This is a genomic window from Rouxiella badensis, from assembly GCF_002093665.1.
GTDB lineage: Bacteria > Pseudomonadota > Gammaproteobacteria > Enterobacterales > Enterobacteriaceae > Rouxiella > Rouxiella badensis.
Map to the genome: position 1 here is coordinate 56013 of NZ_MRWE01000027.1, position 14169 is coordinate 70181.

Genomic DNA, 14169 nt, shown 5'->3' on the forward strand with positions numbered 1-14169 from the left:
TCTTAAGGCCAGCGGCGGAAAATTAGCGAGGTATTAATGCCGCCAAACGCAAAATTATTGGACTGAATAAATTCGGTCTCAATGCTTCTCGCTTCGCCCATCATGTAATCCAGATCGCCACAGAGTGGGTCAGGCTCACTCAGATTAATCGTCGGGAAAAAGCGCCCTTCGTTCATCATCTCCAGCGACATCCACGCCTCCAGCGCGCCACAGGCACCGAGCGTATGGCCAAAATAGCTTTTTAGCGAGGAGATAGGCGTTTTATTGCCAAATATGGCCGCCGTGGCGTGACTTTCGGCGATATCACCGCGATCGGTGGCGGTGCCGTGTGCGCTGATATACCCAATTTCCGAAGACGGGATCCCCGCCTGCTGTATCGCCTGCGCGATACAAGTCTGCATGGTTTCCTGCTGCGGCTGGGTAATATGCGCCGCATCGCAGTTGGTCGCAAAGCCGACGATCTCAGCATAAATTTTCGCGCCGCGCGCCTGTGCGTGATCCAGCGACTCGAGGATCAATGCACCCGCCCCTTCGCCGATCACCAGCCCGTCACGCATTTTGTCGAAAGGCCGTGGAGATAGCTTGGGGGTGCTATTTTGCTGACTGGTTGCAAAAAGCGTGTCGAATACCGCCGCCTCCGAAGGGCATAGCTCCTCGGCTCCCCCTGCGACCATCACGGTTTGATAGCCATGACGGATGGACTCGTAGGCATAACCGATTGCCTGACTGCCCGACGTACAGGCGCTCGAGGTTGGGATCACGCGGCCTTTCAGGCCAAAAAACAGCCCTGCATTGACCGCGGTAGTGTGCGACATCATTTGCACATAGGTGGTGCCGGTGATGTTATTGGTGTGCTGCTCATTAAGCATGGTGGCGAATTCGCTGACTGGCTTAGTGCTGCCGGTCGAGGATCCAAAGGCTATCCCCGTTTGCCCATGGGTAAGCACCGGGTCGTCGATAAGTCCAGCCTGCTCCAGCGCCAATTCGGTGGCACGGGTCGACAGTAGCGCGACGCGTCCCATCGAACGAATGCGCTTACGGGTGTAATGGTCGGGCAGCACGAAGTCTTCAATGGGTGCAGCAAGGTGCGTGTTCAGCCCTTGGTAAATCAACCACTCGTCCATGTGCCTGACGGCATTACGCCCTTCTAGCAGCCTGGCGGAGACCTGCTCCCAGCTGTTGCCAAAGGCTGTCACGCCCTTCATGCCGGTAATCACAACGCGATGAATACTCATACCATGCCCCCGTTGATGGAAATCACCTGACGGGTGACGTAGCCTGCAATGTCCGACATGAGATAGCTGGCAAGACCGGCAACCTCGGCGGCGGTGCCCATACGTTTGAGCGGAATGGCGCCCATCGCGGCTTCAAGAGCCTGAGGTTGAATGTCGAGCATGCCGGTGTCGATAAGCCCCGGCGCAATGCAGTTAACGGTAATTTTTCGCTTTGCCAGTTCCAGTGACAACGCTTTACAGGCACCGATTATCCCGGCTTTTGCCGCACTGTAGTTGACCTGACCACGATTGCCGGTAATACCGGAGACCGAAGAGAGAGCGACGATGCGCCCGCCCTGCCGCAGGCTTATCATCGGCATCACGCAGGGATGAAGAACGTTGTAGAAGCCGTCGAGATTGGTATGAATCACCCCGTCCCAGTCGCTTTCCGTTAGTGCGGGAAATGCGCCATCGCGCGTAATTCCCGCGTTGTTGACGACGCCATAATAGGCGCCATGTTCGGCAATATCGGCCTCAATCACCTCGCGGCACTGCTGCCTGTCTGCGATGTTGAAACTGAGAGTTCTTGCGCATCCGCCAGCGGCCGTTATCTGTGCTGCGGTCTGCTCTGCCCCCGCTAAATCGCGGTGATAGTGCACGACCAGATTAAAACCGTCTTTCGCCAACTGAATGGCTATCGCCTGCCCGATACCTTTACTGGCACCGGTGACCAACACTGAACGCGTCATAGCGCTGCCCCCTTTATTAATGTTTTTAATTCTTCGGTTTCAGGTCGATAGGTGTTTAGCCTCGCCTGCGCAACGGCCTGTGTGGCGGCACGATGCGCATTGTCGAGGCCTGTGTTCATCGATATTTCGCATTCAAAGCTGGCCAGTTTTTCGTCCTGCAACAGCAGGGTGACGTTGACCGTAAGCAGACTGCCTGCCGGGAAGGTCGCCATTGTGCATTTCATTGCACGCCCGCCAAGCAGCATGCCGACGCGCGGCTTATTGCCATTCTGTTCGCCGTGCCAGCCGCTCCAGACGCCGACGGTTTGCGCCATGAGTTCGATGGCAAACCACGCTGGAAGCTGCCCCTGCTGGTCGAGAAACGGAGCCAACACGCCCTCGGGACTGACGCGTACCCGACAACAGGCGGTGTTTTCGCCTACCTCGAGCACCTCTTCGAGCAAGACCATCGGCGCGGCGTGAGGCAGGTAATGCTCTGCGGCTAAATAATTCACTGTGGTTTTCCCAACAAGATACTGGCGTTATTGCCCCCGAAGGCAAAAGAATTCGAGAGAATGGCCGCTTTTTGCAATGTCTGCTCGCGGGTCACCAGGCCGAATTCACCCAGCGCAGGGTCTGCCACCGAGTGTGAAAAGTCCTGCTGCGGCAGGGCAATATTACGACTGAGAATCAGCCAGCTCAGGGCGGCTTCTGTCGCACCCGCCGCTCCCAGCGTGTGGCCAGTCAAATGTTTGGTAGAACTGCAGGGTACGCGATCGGCAAACAGCCGCTGGATAACCTGCGCCTCAACCCGATCGTTCTGCTCCGTTGCCGTGCCGTGAAGATTAATGTAGCCGAGACTGTCAGCTGTTATTTTCGCTTGCTCCATCGCCATGCGTATCGCCCGCTCGGCTCCTTCCCCCTGCGGATGCGGGGCAGACATATGCCAGGCATCGGAGGACTCGCCGACGCCGAGCAGCGCAACGGGTGCCGGCTCGCGGGTCAGCAGAATCAACACGGCGCCTTCGCCGATATTAATGCCGTCTCTCTCGGCGGCAAACGGCGTACAGCGCGTGCTCGACAGCGCTTCAAGGCTGGCGAAACCGTTGACAGGCATGCGGCAAAGGCTGTCTGCACCGCCCACTAGCGCGACATCGGCCAGGCCAGCCTCTATCAGGCGTTGCCCGCTAATAATGGCGCGGGCGCTGGAAGTACAGGCCGTAGACAGGGTATAGGATGCACCCTCAAGATCGAGCAGACGACTCAGGAATTGCGAGGGGTCACCCAACTCCTGCTGCTGATAGGCATATTCTGCCGGAAAATCACCTTCGGCCTGAATAAACTGAATAGCGTCTTCACCTTCGGCAATACCGGAGGTGCTGGTACCCATCACCACGGCGACGCGGTCTCTGCCGTACTGGGCAATGGCGCTATCAACCTGCGGCCTAATCTGCTTCAGGGCCGCCATCAACAGCTGATTATTACGGGTTCGATGGCGCATCAGCGCATCCGGCACCGCGGGCAGTGGCGTTAAAACCTGTCCCAGCCAGACGGGCTGCTGACTGGTCAGCCAGCCTTCTCGGAGCGTCATCCCCGGAGAACGCCCTGCCGCCAAATTTTTGGCAATCTCGTCGAGCTCACCACCCAGCGCGTTCACCATACCCACCGCGGAGAAATAGATCATGCGCCGTCTCCCACATTCTGAATCGCAATGTGATAGTGAAAAACGTGCTGAGTTATAGCGATAGGCTGACGTTTACCGCCCTGATTTTGGTAATCAATTTGGGTCACCGGCTGACCCGCATCATCAATGAGAGTACGGGTCATGCCGTTATCCACCAGCCTCCAACCTGTGGGCAGTAGCGGCTGCCAACGGTCGACGGGCCAGTAGCTCAGCATGATGTCGGCCAATACCTGATTAGCGGGCGGCAGCTGGGAAATTTTTATCGTCTGCTCGGTATGAATGCCCGCGGCGTCGTAATCTACCTTGAACAGGCGAATGCCTAAGGGTGAAAGGCCCGCCAGCTGCAGGGTTTTTCCGTTAGCGTTAAGCAATACCAGCAGCGACTGCTGTTTGCCGTCGACGGTGCCGGTCAGCAACTGCTGCTGTTCAAGCTTCTCGTTCAACTGGGGGGACGGTAAACGTACCCGCACGCCGGGCTTCAACCACGCCTGCGGCAATGTGTCGGGCGTGGGATGCGTGGCACACCCCGCCAGCATGAGCGCCATTATCATCAAGAGCCATCGGGCCTTAATCATTTATTACTTCCTCTTTTTTTACCCGGCAGCGTCAGCGGCGAGAGCACGAAGGCGGTCAAAATGCCGCTACTCAGCACGATACCAAAGCTGCTAATTGCCTGCGTCGAGCTGAATACCAGCATGCCGAAGGTCAGTTGTGTGGTGACCACGGCCATAAAGACGGCAAACATGGACGTCGTCGGCGTGCCTCGTGGATTGGTAAAGAACAGCGTGTAATTGATGCCAATCCCGAGTACCAGAATCAGCGCCAGCAGCGAAAACAGGTTGAGACTGTGCCCGCTTAGCCCCAGCGCCGCCACGCCCATTGCCAGAGACAACAGCGTCGGAATGCAGCAAATCAGGCCGTGTGGCCAGCGGAATCGCCACAGATAGATGGCGCAAATCACCCCGGCGGCCAACATAAGCAGCCATGACAGCATCACGCGATACTGTTCGAACAGGCCGCTGAACTCGGTTTTGCGATCCACCCAACCCACGCCGGGCATCGCCTGCGCCAGCGACTGCATCGCCGCGCCATTGCTGACGCCGTTAACCGGAACCAGCGCCGCGCTGCGCCCGTCAGGCAGCGAAAGCCACAGTAGCCGCCAGCCCTGACTGATTACGCTGTGCTGCCATGCTTGGGGCGTGACCCACTGCGGCGACACGTTGGCTACCGAGACGTTAAGACCCGCCTGCTTAAGCTCCGCTGCCACCTGTGGCGCACGCTGCGTTAAAAGAGCCAAATCTGCCTGTTGCCGCTGCATGGAAGGCAGTCCGAGCAGGCGATACCCAGCCACTGCGCCCTCTTTTTTGGCCTGCGCGAGTCGCGGTTCCAACGCCTCGAGCCGCTGTAACGTCTGCTCGGCGGTGTCGCCGTAAACCACCAGCCATTTCTGTTCATTAGACTGGCCGGTCAACGCTGCAATCTGCCTTTCCTGCTTGAGCAGATCGCCTGGAAGTGCCTGAAGTTGGCCGATATCATCATCGACATGCAGCCGAATTCCGCCGATTGTCGCCAGTATCAGCACCGCCAACGGCAGGCCGATGCGCAGCTTTTTATTACTGCGCCAAGCGTGCAGCCAGCACAGGATAAGTCCCAGCCCGGGCGTTGGCCCAATCGGTAAGCGCTTTGCCAGATAAGGATACCAGCACATCACCGTGATGCAGGCCGCGCTGAGACCGGCAGCGGCAAACACCGCCAACTGCTGCATACCGGGGAAAGGCGCAATCAGCAGCATCAGATAGGCAGCGACGGTGGTCAACATCGCCATTGATAACGCCGGAAACAGTTTCTTCAGGCTCTCGAGTGGCGTTGACTGCCCGCCGTGAACGTGGCGATCGGTCAGAAAATAGAGCGTATAGTCGGCGGAAATACCGACAATGCTGGTGCTGAGCACCAGCGTCATGACGTGAATTTCGCCGAACACCAGCAGCGTCATCACCGCCCCGGCCAGCGCGCCGATTGAAATCGACAGCAGGCTCAGTAACATCGGGATCACCGAGCGGAACACTAAAAGGATAAGCAGGAAGACGCCGACGACTGAGGCTACCCCGAGAGTAGAGATATCGTGCTCCGCCTGCTGGCTGGCATAATTGCTGTAAAAAACCGTGCCGCGTTCGAGCACTTTTGCACCCGGCCACTGGGCCTCAAACTGCGTTTTCAGGGCGTCGAGCTGCCCGACAATTTGTTTACTGCTAGTGATGTCATAGGAGGAGGCCCGCAACTCAGCGTGAAGTAAGTACCAACTTTTCCCCTGAGTGTCTTTAGCCACCAGCCAGCCGTTATCCAGCGTCATGCCTGCGCCATTTTGCTGCTGCGCCATTTGTGAGGCGCGAACCAGCAACAGCGGGTCGCCCGTCAGCTCTTTACCGCTGACGCCCGCGAAGGCCGAATATACCTGGCCGAGTATCCACTGCGACTGCGCCGCCGCGCCCGCGCTCAGGCGTGCTCGGGTGGCGGCGTCCATCAGCGCATTACGGTGGTTGAAAAAGAACAGGCCCCACTGACGTTGACTTGCGTCGTCCATCGGTCCTTCAACCTGCTGTAATGCCGGTAATTTTTGCAGCTTTTGCAGCCATGCGTTCAGGGCGTTGTCACGCTGCGCGCCTTCAGGCGGTTTAACCAGCCACATCAGCTGACGATCGAGCCGCTTCCTAAACGCGTCGGAAACGTCTTCTGGAACACCGGCCAGCTGCTGCTTGGGCAACAGCGCCAATACGCTGCTGTTAATCTGGCTACGCGGCAGCAGCCAAAAAAGAGCGGCCACCAACGCGAGGCAGATAAGCAACCAGCCTAGCGCCAGCCGACGATGGTGTTCAGGAAGAAAAATGCTGCTTCTCGGCATCGGTCAGCGTCTTAGGTTCTGTGCGTTGATTAAAGAAGCGAATTTGCGTCACATCGCCCTGCATATCGTTGATATTGATATTATTGAGGAAGGTCTGACCCTCCAGCCTGATGGTCTTGAACAGCCTGTTTAACGGCGATGTTTTAGGCGTGAGCACTAATTTCCAATTGCCCTGGCCGCGATCGCTGAAATCCAGCGTGAAGTTCTGCTCCAGCGCACGATGATCGGCATGGAACAACGCGGTCAGCAGTGAGTTAAATTGAAACATCTGCGGGTTATTCTGCGCAGTGACTGTCTGCGGCGGCTGACCGGCCATCGTCTGCACCATGCGACTGTCGGTTAACAGCAGGCTCAGCGCGAAGGGCTTCTCCTGCTGCCACCAAAGTCCGTCATTGCGTGAGATGACCAGGATACCGCTGGAATTAAGCTTCTGGTCCATGCCGCTGACGCTACGCTGCTGGCTGAACTCGGCGCGCAGGACCGGCTGTTGGCTAAAACGCTGCTGGAGGTCGTCGAGCGTTACCGCATGTACGCTTAGGCTGAAGAGCCCAAGCATCAAGAAAACTAAACGCCTCATTGGACGATCCCCATTTTTTCGAATAATACCGGCGGTGAGACAAAGCACATCTCTTTACTTTCGATCTGTACCGCAACCTGAAGCGTGTAGCCGCTGGTCGTGCGTTTTCCACTGTCTGCGTCAAATATCTGATAGCCAATCCGCAGGCGATTCTCGAACTCCTGTACCTCGGCCTGCACGATAATCTTCTGCTCGAAGGTGACCGGTCCGATGTATTTGAGACGCGTATCGACAATAGGCCAGACGTAACCCGAGGCTTCCATAGCGCGATAGCCATAGCCGAACTGCTTCAGGAGCGCCTCACGGGCGACCTCAAGATAGCGAAAATAGTTGCCGTGCCAGACCACACCCATTGGGTCGACGTCATGGAAAGGCACGGTTATCTCTACGCACGCAGTAAAACGAGGATCGGATAAACGCGGGTCTTTTCTCTCTGCCATATCAATCAGACTCTCTGTCAGCAGGCACGCCCGATGGGCGCTGCCAAAAATCATAAAAATTAAACCAGTCATGCGGGGCCAGCAGGCTGTAGTGCTCGAGACGTTGCGCATAGCTGTCGACAATGTTCTGCAAACTTTGCTGCCGGGTCGCACGCGGGAACAGCAAGGGGTCGGCAAAAGGTTCGAAATAGATGTTCAGCCGTTGCCGCTGCAGGATGCCAAACATCAGGAAAACGGGCACGCGCAGCACCGAGGCCAGAATGAACGGGCCCTGTGGAAAGGCGGCCGGAGCGCCGAGGAAATCACTCAATATTACCCGTTGCTGTCCGCCGCGCTGATAGCCCCCCGCCGAAGTGCGATCGCCGACGACAGCCACCCATTCACCGCGATCCAGGCACTCTTTCAAGCGAATGGCAGTATCGGGCCCCATGTTCGTCACCTGAATCAGGTTGACGCAGGCATCGGGGTTAACCTCTTTCATCACCTGATTGAATCTTTCAGCATGCTGGGTAAAGACCAGCGCATTCACTTTCACGTTTTTATTGAGCTCGCCCAGTGCGCGGCAGGATTCGATATCGCCCAGGTGGGAACAGAGAATCAGCGTACCCTGCCCACTGGCGATTTGTGCCTCGCAGCGCGCGGCGTCAACCAATAGCGCATCGCGGCCCAACAGCGTGTCGCCTTGCCAGGTCGCCAGCTTGCTCAACATCGCGTCGCCGAAGCGCATGAAATGCCGAAAACTGCTGAGTTTATAAGGCAGGGTTATCCTGCGGGCTTCGGCCACGCGAGCAAGGCGACGCAAATAGTCCTGCGAAGCCTGCCGCTGCCTGCGGCCAGTTAGCCAGAAATAGCCAATCACAGGATAGAGCAGCAGCGCGAATGCTCCCCGCCCGAGCAGGCGATACACCTTAAGCATCAGGCGAATACCCCACAGCCCTTTCCGCTCCTGAGTCTTCGACCAGTGGGGCTCATCGCGAGTACTTTGCCGTCTGCGCAACAGACTGGGAATGCGTGGCAGCATGCCGAGAAACAGCCGTGTGTGCATCCAGGAAATACGCAGGTTGTCTTTTAACGCATCAAAATGTGAAAGGCCCTCTTCAGGGTAAACCACGCGCGTCGCGATAAAGCGGCTGTCGGTCCCCTGCCAGTAAAGCCTCACCATAATTTCGGTATCAAAATCCATACGCTCGCCTAGAGCATTTTTGCGCATCACGTCGAGCGACGCCGCCAGAGGGTAAACGCGAAAGCCGCACATACTGTCTTTCAGCGACAGCGACAGGGTTTCTATCCACACCCAGACGTGGGTGACATAGCGGCCATAGAGGCGCGCCTTGGGCACCGAACTGTCGTAGACGGGCCTGCCTGAGATAAGGCACTCAGGGTAAGCCTCGGCTTCAGCGAGCAAGACCGGTATATCGGCGAGCTGATGCTGTCCGTCGGCGTCAACCTGCAGTGCGTGGCTGTAGTCCTGTTCCCTCGCCTGTTTCATTGCCGCCATCACCGCCGCGCCCTTGCCCTGATTTTTAGGTAATCGAGTCAGGGTTACCCACGGATAAAGAGCCGCCAGCCGAACGAGTTCGTCGGCGGTTTTCTGCTCACTCCCGTCATCCACCAGGATGCAGTTGAGACCAAAGGGTTGAATACGTTCCAGCACACGGGCCATCGTCGCACCATGGTTGAAGCAGGGAATAATGATGCAGGGACGAAAAGCGCGGCTCATGGACATAGATTTATCTTTCCGCTGCTTGCCTGAAATTCGCCAACCTGATAACTGAACAGCAGCTTATTCTTGTCCTGCAACCACTGGATAGACAGCGTGACCTGCTGCTCTGGCAACAGCGGCTGCTGAAACTTGATCACATCAAATCCTGCGAAATGGGCGGCAAGCGGGAGCTCTTCGCGAGCGAAGGTCATCACCCAGTTGAGTTGAGCCACGCCGGGCAGAATCGGCTGTTCGGGGAAGTGCCCCTTGAACCATAAAAGCGTCGCGGGCAGCCTCAGTTCAAGCGTCACGCTGTCCGCCTGACGCTGTTTACTCAGCACCTGTGGCTGCATCATAAGAATAATTCCTGTAGGTCTGCGTAGGCACGTTTGCCCTGCGAATTAAGGGGAACGGCGGGCAGGACGCGCCAGAAGCGAGGCAAGGCTACGGGGGCCAGCCATGGGCGCAGCAGCTGTCGCAGCCTCATGTTCATCTCGGCCTGTGGCAAGGCATGCCACTGTGTTCGGCCCAACGGGCTCAACACCACCACCGCGGCGATGTAGGGACGCCCTTTTTTTTCTATCGCCAGCACGCAGGCATCTTCTATCACCGGCAGCTGGATCAAGCGGTCCTCAATTTCCGTTAGCGAAAGTCTCTGCTCGGCGATTTTGACGATACGGTCTTTACGGCCCAACAGGTAAAACTCGCGTCCGTGGTTAATCAACGCAATATTATCGCCTAGTTCGAGACCTTCCGACTGTGAGACAAGGTCTGAAAACACGCGGATACTTTGTTCATTTTTGGCACGCAGACTGACGCCTTCGAACAACCGCCAGGGTGTCTCAGGTTCCTGTGGCTGACGGTGGGCAAGAATGCCGGTCTCTGTGGTGCCATAAATATCATTAGGAGAAACGCCGCAAAGCTGCCGAATCTTTTCTGCACTTTGCGCTGACAGCGGCCCGCCAGCCGAGAAGACCTTGAGGCAGTTGACTGGCGTTATTTTTGCGTCAAGCCTGGTGAGAAACGCGGGACTGCTCACGAGCGCTAAAGGATATTGCTGCGCCATGTTTACCAGCTGTTCATGCACCTCAACACTTTCAGCGTAAAAAGGCAGACCGAGGGTGAGCGGCAGCATAAAGCGAAACGTCAGGCCGTACATATGCTGGGAGGAAACCGTGGCAACGAAACGCGCCTGATGGAGCGCCTCACCCCAGGTGTTCGCCAGCCATTGGCTTTCGGTATGCAGGCAGCTGAGCGTTTTAATAATTTTTTGCGGTTTGCCGCTCGAGCCGGAGGTAAACAGAATAAGCGAGGCATCGCGAGGGAAATCGGGCAGTGGAAAGTCCGCTTCTGAATCCAGGCATTCAGGCAGCGTGATCGTTGGGCACGGCAGCGTCAGAGCGCAGTCTGTTAACAAAGCATCAAATTCGGCAATCTGTTCTTCTAACACCGACTGGCGCTGATGCCCCGGCAGCACCGGCGTTTTTTCGCAGTAAAGCACCGCGAGCAGGCCGACGGCAAAATGGTAGCTATTGTTAAAGCACAGTGCACAGCGGCTTGCAGGCAGCCCGCGTACATGACCAATCAGCGCCAACACGTCGCGACGAAAATCACTCTGCCGCCATTCACGTTGACGACTCCAGGATATCAACCGATCTTCGCCTTCAACCGGCATTAGCCAATTTTCCATCGCCAGCGTTAAGCGCGCTGAACCCGCTTTCTGACTATCCATTCAACACCCATCAATAAGCCGATCAGCAGATAGCTGATCCCGCCGTTGTACAAAGTCCACAGTGCGACATCGCCTTTGAGGCAGGTGTAGAACGCAATTGCACCATTTAAAAAAAAGAAAACACACCAGACCTGCGTCACGCGCCGCGTATAGCTCACGGCCTTCGGTGGTAAGTCTGGCTGAGAGAGTCGAGCGAGCCGCTCTACGACGGGCGGAGGTGATAGCAGTGAATAGCCGAATAAAAGCAGCAGCAGTGTGTTCACCACTACCGGGTAATACAGTAACATTTGGCTTTCATGCAACAACCAGCTTGCCGCGGCAAACAGCAATCCAGCGGCGGCCAGCGTTCTGCCTAGCGCAGTGAGTTGGCTCAGTTTTCCGCGAAACGTCAGCAGCCGCAGGATAAACGTCACCATCAGAATAGGGGCCAGAACACCCATTCCGCCGTTCCTTAACCCCAGCCATACGGCCAGTGGATAAGCAATGATGACTAATACCGTGACCGCATGTAACAGCGCGGCCCGGCGTGGGCGACCTGCAGCCTGCATCTGACTACGGTTCTTCTGAATCGAGTAAGGCGTCGATGGCGTCAACGATGTCTTGCACCGTCTTCACCGATTTGAAGCTCTCAGGTTTAATCTTTTTGCCGGTGGCCTTTTGCAGATGCACCACTAAATCCACGGCATCAATACTGTCCAGGTCCAGGTCCTCATAAAGTCGGGATTCTGGTTTGATATCGTCGGCATCGAGTTCGAATAATTTGACCAGTAGACCGCTAATTTGCTGATAAATCTCAAGCTTGCTCATAAAACCTTCTTACACAACATTGTTATTGTTAATCAATTATTTCGATTGCCCGGCGATAAATTTTGCGAGCGTCTCAACCGAATAAAAATGCTGACGCATTTCTTCGCTTTCCGCAGAAAGCACGACACCATATTTATTTTTCAAGGCCAGGCCCAATTCCAGTGCATCAATAGAATCCAGTCCCAATCCGTCTCCAAACAGCGCCGCATCAGCATCTATTTCTTCTGGCGTCATCCCTTCAAGGTTAAGGGTGTCAATGATCAGGACTTTTATTTCATTACTTAATGGATCCATGACTTATTTCTCATTATTTTTTAACATTAACTCAGTACGCAGATGATGAGTAAGACGCCTGGCAGCCATAGCGGGTGAGGCATCGCCCTCTTGGATAAAGTCCCGGGTCGCAACTTTGCCTTTAACCTTAATAAGAAACTGCGGTTTAATCGGCGGAATACTATACCACCGCCCCTGTTTTGTTAGCATGGGAGGTCGGCACGAAATATAAACAACGCGAATGTCACAACCCGCTCTCAGCGCAATGTTGGCAGCACCACGTTGTAAAGTAATCTCTTTTCCTTCAATAGATCGAGTACCTTCAGGAAAAATAAGAATTGTCCCGCCCGCTTTTAGTCTTTCTTCACAGGCATCGAGCAACGTTTCCGATCCTGAATTGACCAAATATCCCGCAGACTTGATAACGCCTCTAAAAAAGGGATTCATCAGCAGCGACTCTTTTACGATGCAATCACAGCGTGGCATGCAAGAAGCGAGCAAAACGTAATCTAAAAGGCTGGGGTGGTTGGCAATAACCAGACAACCTTTATCCTGCTTAAAAAGTTCAGCACCTTCTATTTTAAAATCCACCACGCGGAGATGGCGTAACAGACTCAGAAATAAAACAAAGCTATTTTTTATGCTATTCAATGTGAGTTGATGCAGCCTCTGCGGGTTGCGGATAAACAGCCTTAACAACGTGAACCAGCCAAGCGAGAGTATGAGTCCGCCAATATTAAATAAAATCAGCAACAGCCCCGTCGCCAGCCATCGCCACATGCGGTTTATCAGACTGGCAGGCTTAATGATTTCTTTGTCCGCGCTCAATCCTTCCTGTTCCATTGCCATTGTCCGACCTCACCTGCAATGCAAAACGTTTTATTGTTTAGCAAAAAATTCCTTAAGAAACTCAGACTTTGAGGGACCGGCTCCTCTGATGCTTCACCACTGCGCCGACAGGTGAATTGCTCGCCCAGCGTCAGCACCAGCGCGACGCAATAAGGCGCATATTCCTGTGCGAAATCGTTGCCATACAGCTCAGGCACAACACCGTCGAAATCAACGAGCAACACTTTTTCACCCTCATCCGCCGACAGCATCGCGCGCGCCTCAATCAGTCCTTGCTGAAAACTGTCCTTACCCGCTGCAAGTGAAGTGACAGGCAGTGGATTTTTAGCTGTTATTGTCAGCCAGCCTGCCGCCGTATTGTGTACGGACATCGAAAAATCGGTAGGAGAAACCTGCTGCTCCTGTGCCAATATCTGCAAAATTTTGTAGGTGCGCTCAAGTTCGCCGTGGCGGCTGGTAAATACGGCACGGGCTATCTGATGCTTTTCAAGCAGTGCCAGCCCTGCCTCTACGGCGATGCGGCTAACGGGACTCATTCTTCTGGCGGACATCATCGGGATACGTTGGCTTTTCTCAATTTCACCGCTGAAACCCATGAATTCTGGCAACGACGCCCAAGCGTTCCAGGCCTCGGCATGATTCATACCTGGCGCTACCGCATACCAATCAAGTACCGTTAATGAGTAGTTCATTTTATCGAGCTCTCGGATTTTTATTCGTATCGAGTGAGACTCTATTTGATTTCAAACTGAGTTGCATCTGCAATTACGAATTGTCCTAGCCATTAAGTGAAGAAATAGGATCTTATCAGGGATAAAGTAAAAAAATATTGATGTAGCATTAATTAAGAACTCATTAATACTAAAAATAAACTTAAGAAAAAACTATTTTTAGCCTTCCTTATAAGGGCTGAGTTTATTACCCCATAAGGTTATTAAAAGGATATTAACAAATTAAAAGTTTCAGCCAATCAGCATATTACTGACTTGGGATGAGGTGAATTCAGTATGAAATTCACCCCGGAATTGTTCGTAAAATCATCCTGAGGGCAGTTAAATAAAAATTTTTATTCTTGCGCATTGACTGAAGATGTAAATACGGTGGATGTTATTGAAATGCAGAGGTAAATGAGCAGGTTTTTAGGCTTTATAATGCAAAAAACCCTGAATCTTTCGATTCAGGGTTATGCAATTAGTGGCGGAACGGACGGGGCTCGAACCCGCGACCCCCTGCGTGACAGGCAGGTATTCTAACCAACTGAACT

The 14169-nt window shown here is 54.7% G+C and carries 16 protein-coding genes; all 16 read right to left on the reverse strand.

The window, feature by feature from the left end; genetic code table 11:
* Window positions 1-2: 2 nt before the first annotated feature.
* Genes BS640_RS15660 through BS640_RS15735 form a run of 16 tightly spaced genes read right to left on the reverse strand, consistent with a single transcriptional unit; the run spans window position 3 to window position 13597 of the window.
* Window positions 3-1235 carry a beta-ketoacyl-ACP synthase gene (locus BS640_RS15660; RefSeq protein ID WP_017491154.1) on the reverse strand — a complete coding sequence of 411 codons (1233 nt, stop codon included), beginning with the start codon at window positions 1233-1235 and terminating at the stop codon, window positions 3-5.
* Window positions 1232-1963 carry a 3-ketoacyl-ACP reductase FabG2 gene (locus BS640_RS15665; protein ID WP_017491155.1) on the reverse strand — a complete coding sequence of 244 codons (732 nt, stop codon included), beginning with the start codon at window positions 1961-1963 and terminating at the stop codon, window positions 1232-1234. Before BS640_RS15665 ends, BS640_RS15660 begins: the two co-directional genes overlap by 4 nt.
* Window positions 1960-2457 carry a hotdog family protein gene (locus tag BS640_RS15670; protein WP_017491156.1) on the reverse strand — a complete coding sequence of 166 codons (498 nt, stop codon included), beginning with the start codon at window positions 2455-2457 and terminating at the stop codon, window positions 1960-1962. Before BS640_RS15670 ends, BS640_RS15665 begins: the two co-directional genes overlap by 4 nt.
* Window positions 2454-3626: a beta-ketoacyl-[acyl-carrier-protein] synthase family protein gene (locus BS640_RS15675; protein WP_084912894.1), complete on the reverse strand. Its 1173-nt coding sequence runs from the start codon at window positions 3624-3626 to the stop codon at window positions 2454-2456. The genes BS640_RS15670 and BS640_RS15675 overlap by 4 nt, the downstream gene beginning before the upstream one ends.
* Window positions 3623-4201 (reverse strand): DUF3261 domain-containing protein, encoded by a 579-nt coding sequence (locus tag BS640_RS15680; protein WP_017491158.1) that lies wholly within the window; start codon window positions 4199-4201, stop codon window positions 3623-3625. Before BS640_RS15680 ends, BS640_RS15675 begins: the two co-directional genes overlap by 4 nt.
* Window positions 4198-6525, reverse strand: coding sequence for an MMPL family transporter (locus BS640_RS15685; protein ID WP_084912895.1), 2328 nt, complete (start codon window positions 6523-6525; stop codon window positions 4198-4200). Before BS640_RS15685 ends, BS640_RS15680 begins: the two co-directional genes overlap by 4 nt.
* Window positions 6497-7102, reverse strand: a complete 606-nt coding sequence (locus tag BS640_RS15690) for a LolA family protein (RefSeq protein WP_084912896.1) — start codon at window positions 7100-7102, stop codon at window positions 6497-6499. The genes BS640_RS15685 and BS640_RS15690 overlap by 29 nt, the downstream gene beginning before the upstream one ends.
* Complete coding sequence (locus BS640_RS15695) at window positions 7099-7542, reverse strand: acyl-CoA thioesterase (RefSeq protein WP_026110428.1); 444 nt, start codon at window positions 7540-7542, stop codon at window positions 7099-7101. The genes BS640_RS15690 and BS640_RS15695 overlap by 4 nt, the downstream gene beginning before the upstream one ends.
* A gap of 1 nt (window position 7543) precedes the next feature.
* Window positions 7544-9268 carry a glycosyltransferase family 2 protein gene (locus BS640_RS15700; protein ID WP_084912897.1) on the reverse strand — a complete coding sequence of 575 codons (1725 nt, stop codon included), beginning with the start codon at window positions 9266-9268 and terminating at the stop codon, window positions 7544-7546.
* Entirely contained in the window at window positions 9259-9600 is a 342-nt protein-coding gene (locus tag BS640_RS15705; protein WP_084912898.1) for an ApeI family dehydratase, read from the reverse strand. The genes BS640_RS15700 and BS640_RS15705 overlap by 10 nt, the downstream gene beginning before the upstream one ends.
* The gene (locus BS640_RS15710) at window positions 9597-10976 is read right to left on the reverse strand and encodes an AMP-binding protein (RefSeq protein WP_084912899.1); all 1380 of its coding nucleotides are present in this window, start codon (window positions 10974-10976) and stop codon (window positions 9597-9599) included. Before BS640_RS15710 ends, BS640_RS15705 begins: the two co-directional genes overlap by 4 nt.
* Window positions 10943-11524: a COG4648 family protein gene (locus BS640_RS15715; RefSeq protein WP_084912900.1), complete on the reverse strand. Its 582-nt coding sequence runs from the start codon at window positions 11522-11524 to the stop codon at window positions 10943-10945. The genes BS640_RS15710 and BS640_RS15715 overlap by 34 nt, the downstream gene beginning before the upstream one ends.
* 4 nt (window positions 11525-11528) lie before the next feature.
* Entirely contained in the window at window positions 11529-11783 is a 255-nt protein-coding gene (locus tag BS640_RS15720; protein WP_017491165.1) for an acyl carrier protein, read from the reverse strand.
* A 36-nt stretch (window positions 11784-11819) separates the two neighbouring features.
* A complete protein-coding gene (locus tag BS640_RS15725; protein ID WP_017491166.1) occupies window positions 11820-12077 on the reverse strand; it encodes a phosphopantetheine-binding protein in 258 nt (85 codons plus the stop codon).
* 3 nt (window positions 12078-12080) lie between these two features.
* Entirely contained in the window at window positions 12081-12905 is an 825-nt protein-coding gene (locus BS640_RS15730; RefSeq protein ID WP_017491167.1) for a lysophospholipid acyltransferase family protein, read from the reverse strand.
* The gene (locus BS640_RS15735; RefSeq protein WP_084912901.1) at window positions 12881-13597 is read right to left on the reverse strand and encodes a beta-ketoacyl synthase chain length factor; all 717 of its coding nucleotides are present in this window, start codon (window positions 13595-13597) and stop codon (window positions 12881-12883) included. The genes BS640_RS15730 and BS640_RS15735 overlap by 25 nt, the downstream gene beginning before the upstream one ends.
* Window positions 13598-14169 lie beyond the last annotated feature (572 nt).